The organism is Aquabacterium sp., assembly GCF_036279655.1.
Taxonomy (GTDB): domain Bacteria; phylum Pseudomonadota; class Gammaproteobacteria; order Burkholderiales; family Burkholderiaceae_C; genus Aquabacterium.
This window is the reverse complement of record NZ_DASUIT010000098.1, coordinates 1-6,346: the sequence shown is the minus strand read 5'-3', so window position 1 is coordinate 6,346 and position 6,346 is coordinate 1. Positions and strand designations below refer to the sequence as shown.

At 67.4% G+C, this 6,346-nt stretch carries 4 protein-coding genes and 1 pseudogene; 4 read left to right on the top strand and 1 reads right to left on the bottom strand.

What is annotated here, in order from left to right; genetic code table 11:
- Positions 1-1,757 (bottom strand): NADP-dependent malic enzyme (locus tag VFW84_RS11705; protein WP_329680634.1); only part of this gene is annotated, 1,757 nt, incomplete at its 3' end.
- 126 nt (positions 1,758-1,883) lie between these two features.
- Between VFW84_RS11705 and thiL the strand changes: the two genes are divergently transcribed.
- The 4 genes and pseudogenes from thiL to VFW84_RS11685 all read left to right on the top strand — a co-directional run.
- Positions 1,884-2,888, top strand: a complete 1,005-nt coding sequence (gene thiL, locus VFW84_RS11700) for a thiamine-phosphate kinase (RefSeq protein ID WP_329680633.1) — start codon at positions 1,884-1,886, stop codon at positions 2,886-2,888.
- A 5-nt stretch (positions 2,889-2,893) separates the two neighbouring features.
- Positions 2,894-3,481 (top strand): phosphatidylglycerophosphatase A, encoded by a 588-nt coding sequence (locus tag VFW84_RS11695; protein WP_329680632.1) that lies wholly within the window; start codon positions 2,894-2,896, stop codon positions 3,479-3,481.
- 28 nt (positions 3,482-3,509) lie between these two features.
- Positions 3,510-4,022 carry a CinA family protein gene (locus VFW84_RS11690; protein ID WP_329680631.1) on the top strand — a complete coding sequence of 171 codons (513 nt, stop codon included), beginning with the start codon at positions 3,510-3,512 and terminating at the stop codon, positions 4,020-4,022.
- A 213-nt stretch (positions 4,023-4,235) separates the two neighbouring features.
- Positions 4,236-6,346 (top strand): annotated as a pseudogene (locus VFW84_RS11685) (hypothetical protein); the annotation flags it as partial.

Here is a 6,346-nt window from a genome sequence, read left to right as displayed (position 1 = left end):
TAGGTCTTGACCCCGGCGCGCCGGCCGATCACCTGGTCGATGTAGTGCAGGTGCAGGCTGGTGTTGCCCCAGGTGCCGCAGATCAGGCCGTCGACTTCGCCCTTGTGCAGCAGCATCGAGCCGATCAGGGTCAGGCGGCGGCGCATCTCGATCTTGGCCATCTGCTGCGACACGCCCTTGCGCTCGGTCAGCTGGTGGTAGGTCTGCCAGTAGTCGCGGTAGCGCGGATCGTTTTCGGTGCTGACGGCGTCGTAGTCCTGGCCGGCGCGCAGGCGCAGGCCGAACTTCTCGATGCGCTGGGCGATCACGTCGGGGCGGCCGATCAGGGTGGGGCGCGCCACGTTCTCGTCCACCACGATCTGGGCGGCGCGCAGCACGCCTTCGTTCTCACCCTCGGCATAGGCGATGCGCTTGTTCTTGGCGCGCTTGGCCACGCTGAAGATGGGCTTCATGGTGTGGCCCGAGGCGTAGACGAAGCTCTGCAGCTTCTCGCCATAGGCCACGAAATCCTTCACCGGGCGCGAGGCCACGCCCGAGTCCGCCGCCGCCTTGGCCACGGCCGGCGCGATCTTCATCATCAGACGGGGGTCAAAGGGCTTGGGGATCAGGTATTCGGGGCCGAAGCTCAGGTTGGCACCCACATAGGCGGCCGCCACCACATCGCTCTGCTCGGCTTGGGCGAGCTCGGCGATGGCGTGCACCGCCGCGATCTCCATCTCGTCGGTGATGGTGGTCGCGCCTGAATCCAGCGCACCCCGGAAGATGTAGGGGAAGCACAGGACGTTGTTGACCTGGTTGGGGTAGTCCGAGCGGCCCGTGGCCATGATGGCGTCCTGGCGCACGGCCACAACCTCTTCGGGCAGGATCTCGGGCGTGGGGTTGGCCAGGGCGAAGATGATGGGGTGGGGGGCCATCTTGGCCACCATCTCGGGCTTGAGCACACCCCCGGCGGACAGGCCCAGGAAGATGTCGGCGCCTTCGATGGCCTCGCTCAGCTTGCGCTGATCGGTCTTTTGCGCGAACTGGGCCTTGTCGGGGTCCATCAGCTCGGTGCGGCCCTCGTAGACCACGCCTGCCAGGTCGGTCACCCAGATGTTCTCGCGGGGCACGCCCAGCTTGACCAGCAGGCCCAGGCAGGCCAGGGCGGCGGCACCGGCGCCCGAGGTCACGAGCTTGACCTGCTTGATGTCCTTGCCCGCCACCTTCAGGCCGTTGAGCAGGGCGGCGCCCACCACGATGGCCGTGCCATGCTGGTCATCGTGGAAGACGGGGATCTTCATGCGCTCGCGCAGCTTGCGCTCGACATAGAAGCAGTCCGGGGCCTTGATGTCCTCGAGGTTGATGCCGCCGAAGGTGGGCTCCAGGCTGGCGATGATCTCGACGAGCTTTTCGGGGTCCTTCTCGTTGATCTCGATGTCGAACACATCGATGTCGGAGAACTTCTTGAACAGGACGGCCTTGCCCTCCATGACCGGCTTGGCGGCCAGTGGGCCGATGTCGCCCAGGCCCAGCACGGCCGTGCCATTGGTGATCACGGCCACCAGGTTGCCCCGGCTGGTGTACTTGAAGGCGGCGGCCGGGTTCTCGACGATCTCTTCGCAGGGCGCGGCCACGCCGGGCGAGTAGGCCAGGGCCAGATCGCGCTGGTTGGTGAGCTGCTTGGTGGCGCTGATCGCCAGCTTGCCGGGGGTGGGCAGCTCGTGGTATTCAAGCGCGGCTTTCTTGAGCTCGGCGCGTTTGTCTTCGGGGGTGGTCATGCGTTGGGGCCCTGTGATGGGGGCATCGTCAGTCCTATGCCCCTGACCCCGATTCTAAGAACATCGCACACCCTGTGCGTGTGGATGTCCGCAAAGCGTGGCCTGCCGAGGGGTGACAATGCGCACATGAGCCTGGGTGAATTCGACCTGATCGAACGTTTTTTCTGGCGCCCCGCCGGGGTGGGGCCGCATCGTGCCGTGGTGGGCAATGGCGATGACTGCGCCGTGATCGCTCCCACGCCGGGCATGCAACTGGCCGTGTCGACCGACACCCTGGTCGAAGGGCGGCACTTCCTGTCCACGGTCGATCCGGCCCGTCTGGGGCACAAGGCCCTGGCGGTGAACCTGTCCGATCTGGCGGCCTGTGGCGCCCGCCCCGTGGCCTTCACCCTGGCCCTGACCCTGCCCCGGGTGGACGAGGCCTGGCTGGCAGGCTTTGCCAGCGGCCTGTTGGCCCTGGCCGATGCCCATGAGTGTGAGCTCATCGGTGGCGACACCACCGCGGGCCCGCTGGCCATCGGCATCACCGTCATGGGTGAGGTGCCGGCCGGGCAGGCCCTGCTGCGCAGTAGGGCCCAGGCGGGTGATGATCTGTGGGTGAGCGGCACGCCCGGTGAGGCCCGTCTGGCCCTGGAGGCGTTCCGCGGCAGCTTGCGACCGCCCTTGTCAGGCGAGGCCTTCGAGGCCGTCCGCGCCCGCATGGAATGCCCCACCCCCCGCGTGGCGCTGGGCCTGGCGGTGCAGGGCCTGGCCCATGCGGCCATCGATGTGTCCGACGGCCTGCTGGGCGATCTGGGGCACATCCTGCGCCGCAGCCGCGTGGGCGCCGCCGTCTTTGTGGATGCCTTGCCGGTGAGCCCCTGGCTGGCGGGTCGACCCCGTGATGAGCAGCTCGACTGTGTGCTGGCCGGGGGCGACGATTACGAGCTGCTGCTGGCCGTGCCGCCCGAGCACCGCGCGCGCATGGCCGCCCTGTCTGGTGAACTGGGCCTGCCCTTGACACGCATCGGCCGTCTGGAAGCCGAGCCCGGGCTGCGTCTGTGGACCGGGGCCCTGGATGCAGGTGCCGGTGCCCCTGCGCCTCAGCCCATGCCTCATCGCTGGGCCTCGTTCGATCATTTCAAGTCTTGATGCGCATGTCCGAGTCCGCTCCCCTTCAGCCACCCCGCCGCGCCACGGTGGGCCTCATGCTGAGCCACCCGGCCCATGTCATCGCCCTCGGGGCGGGCAGCGGCCTGAGCCCCATCGCACCCGGTACGGTGGGCACCCTGTGGGCCTGGTTGAGCTTTGTTCTGCTGCAAGAAGCGTGGGGCCTGGGCGCGCAGGCTGATCTGTACTGGGCCTGGCTGATCGGCGGGGGCACCGTGGTGGGCTGGTGGGCCTGCACGCACACCGCTCGCAGCCTGGGTGTGGCCGACCCCAGCGCCGTGGTCTGGGACGAGGTGCTGGCCTTCTGGCTGGTGCTCTGGGTGGTCACCCCCTCGGGCTGGATCGGGCAGGTGCTGGCCTTTGCCTTGTTTCGCTACTTTGATGCGGCCAAGCCCGGCCCGGTGGGCTGGGCGGATCGCCTGTTCAAGCACCGCCCCGGTGAGCCCATCGGCTGGGCCCAGGGCCTGGGCATCTTGCTGGATGACTTCGTGGCGGCGCTGTGTACCTTGCTGGTGCTGGCACTGGCGGTGGCCTGCCGCGAAGGCGGGGTGCTGGCCTCGATCCTGCCGACCTGATCGGCGCCTTCACAGGAGACCGATCACCATGTCTGCGCCCACCCCGACCTCGTCACCCTCTGCCTTGCCTGAGCAGGTCGCTCGCCTGGCTGAGGCCCTGTGCCAGCGCGGCTGGAGGCTGGCCACGGCCGAATCGTGCACGGGCGGCCTGATCGCCGCCACCTGCACGGACCGTGCCGGCTCCAGCGAGTGGTTCGACCGCGCGGTGGTGACCTACAGCAACCAGGCCAAGACAGAACTGCTGGGGGTGCCCGCGGCGCTGATCGACGCCCACGGGGCCGTCAGTGAGGCCGTGGTGCGCGCCATGGCCGATGGCCTGCTGCAACGCTCGCCGGCCCACATCGCGCTGGCGGTGTCCGGGGTGGCCGGGCCGGGGGGCGGGTCGGCCGACAAGCCCGTGGGCACGGTGTGGCTGGCCTGTGCCGTGCGGGGTGGGGCCACCGTGGCCCTGCGTTGCTGGTGGCCAGGTGATCGCGCGGCCGTGCGTTGGGCAGCGGTATCGCAAGCCTTGGACATGGCCTGGCAAGCGCTGTCCAAATGAACCGAAAGTGAAGCCCCGCGCCCTGAGGGGCGCCAGCGATCTGCACGCGCGAAATAGGCACGAAACCACACGTGTTTAGACCCTTTGCCTGCCCCCCATTGGCCTACTCTTTTGCAACACTGCCAGCGTGTCGCAGGGAGAGTATTGCGCTCTGCTGCCAGTGCCTGATGCTGGGTCCTTTGTGACCCCCAATCCTTTCAAGGGGCAACTTTCATGAAATCGTTGAACTGTTTCGGTGCCGTTCGCACCGCGCTCAGTGTCGCCGTGTTGTCGGCGCTCGTGGCCTGTGGCGGTGGGGGTGGCAGCGATGCCGCCGATCCCACCGTGACCCTGAGCGGTGTGGCCGCCAAGGGCCTGCTCAAGAACGCGATCGTGCGGGCTTACCGCGTCAATTCAGACGGTTCGCAAACGCTGATCAAAGAGAGCGTGACCGACACCGATGGCAGCTATTCGCTGGCCGACATCCCCGCAGGGGTGACCGTGCTGGTGGAGATCAGCGCGGGCCCGAGCACCACCATGGTGGACGAGGCCACCAATGCGACCGACGTGCCTGTGCCTGCAGGCTTCCGCATCCGCGCGGCCACCACCACGGTCGAGGGTGGCACCAACACCTTGCAGGTCACGCCGTTCTCCGAGATGGCCGTGACCAAGGCCGAAGGCGCCGAAGGCGGGCTGGTGCCTGCCAACATCGAGGGCGCCAACGCCGACATCCGCACCTACCTGGGCTTCGATGTGCTGGCCGAGCGTCCTGACTTCAGTGACGATGGCACGGCCCCCGAGAACAAGGCCGCCTTGATGCTGGCCGCGGTGTCCCAGCTGGCCAACAACGCTACCGAGGTGGACAACCTGGGCTGCGACAGCGAGGACGACACGGGCGACCGCATCAAGTGCGTGATCGAGAAGCTCGCCGATGGCGGCACCGACGACGACGCGCTGGCCGACAAGCTGGAGACCGCCAAGGACGAGGTGGTCAATGACGACTTCGCCGGCACCGATGACGACATCCCGCCCGCGCCGCTGCCGCAGCCGACCGAGATCGTGGCGCCCGATTTGCGCGCCACGGCCATCAGCGAAGCCAAGGCCCTGATCGCCGGTATCCGCGCCAATGCGCCTTACCTGGGCGGCTCGGGCTCCGACACGCTGGACAAGCGCCTGCGTGCGGTGGAGCAGACCATCAACGCGGCCGCCAACCCGGTCAACCCCACCAGCCTGGATCTGTATCAGGGCGTGTTGCAGGGCGCTCAGTGGCTCTCTGATGGCATGTTCGCCGAGGCGGGCTTCCCCATCAACACACAACGCGCCATTGCCTCGGGCTGCACCTTCTTCACCTCCACGGATCCGACCGTCAACACCGCAGCAGCCAACGCCGATGAGGCCAACGCGGTCGGCTGTCGCATGACCTACCACGTGGCCCAAAAGCAGAATGGCAATTGGTACGCCTACCAACACGGCTTCCGTGTGGTCAAGACCGATACGGCCAATACCTATGCGGTCTACAGCCAGGTGGTTGAGCAATTGCTCAACCCCGAGGACATGAGCATGGACACCAGCTCGCCGAGCAACACGGTGCGCTACCCGCTCGACAGTGCCGCGCTCGTGGGCAGCATCGTTCTGAGCAAGGATGGCTCGGGTCAGACCACCGGTGTCAGCATGACGGGTGACTATGCAGCCGGTGTCCGGGCTGCCCTGCAGGGCTTTGCCGCCAAGACCGTGGTGACCGCCACGGTGACGCCCACCACGGTGGCCGTGGGGGATATTGAACTGACCCGACTGAACCTGACAGGCAGCTTCGTGTCCTCGGGCGGCAGCAAGCCCAGTGGCACGGTCCAGCTGGCCAGCGGCAGCTATCTGCAAAGCCGCCTGCTGACACCGGGAGACATCCACTCGGGTGAAGTCGATGGTGCCATTGCACACCGTGAAGCCAAGCTGGTGCTGTCTGCCGGGGCGGGCGAGGCCAGCGTGACAGGCACCCTGACGCTGTCGGCCTTCTCCAGCTCGGCCGACGTGCCCACCCAGGAGTTGCCCACCTCGATCGCCTTCCAGGGCGTGGTCAAGCAGAACGCCAGCACCACCTTGTTTGATGGCACGGTGACGGCTTCTGCGGGCGGTGACGTGGGCCTGGGAGGGTTCATGGTCGATGCGCCGGTGACGGTGGACAACTTTGTGCAGGCATCGGTGGCCTTTGAGGGGGCGCTCTACGTGCCCAGCCGTCCGATCATGACGGTGAACCTCACCCTGAGCTCGCCGAGCTTCCAGCACTACACCCTCAGCGGCAGCTATGCCCAGTCGGGCAGTTCCACGGTGCTGGTCAGCGGCGCCGGTCA